Annotated in this window: 1 pseudogene; it reads right to left on the bottom strand. The window is 59.6% G+C overall.

Annotated elements, in window-relative coordinates:
• Nucleotides 1-255, bottom strand: a pseudogene (locus EN874_RS32725) (sulfatase); the annotation flags it as partial.
• Nucleotides 256-332 lie beyond the last annotated feature (77 nt).

Below are 332 nucleotides of genomic sequence, written 5' to 3'. Positions count from 1 at the left end.
GGGTGTCTTGATGTCTGAGCCATGGTAACCGACGTCTTTCCACCCCTGATCGTCCGTAACGATGAAGACAATGTTAGGCCGCGAAGGCTGAGCTGCCGCAGCCTGAACGCTGGCAAGGCCAGCGAGCGCCCCCGAAAGGCCAACGGGCGCGGCAAATCGTGTAAGGGCTGCGGCCGTGCCGGCCATCAATGCGTCGCGCCGCGTGATTTTGTTGGTGGTACCGGCTTCGGCCGGGAAGTCACGATCGTTGCTCATGTTGTGCCCCTGCTCTGCTAATTCATACCGTCCTACTCAAAACAATGGCGCGTCTAGCGTTCTGGCGCGGATCATTT

This window comes from Mesorhizobium sp. M1D.F.Ca.ET.231.01.1.1 (assembly GCF_003999155.2).
In the GTDB taxonomy this organism is placed as follows: Bacteria; Pseudomonadota; Alphaproteobacteria; order Rhizobiales; family Rhizobiaceae; genus Mesorhizobium.
The sequence above is the reverse complement of the archived record's forward strand: the minus strand, read 5'-3'. Positions and strand labels throughout refer to the sequence as shown.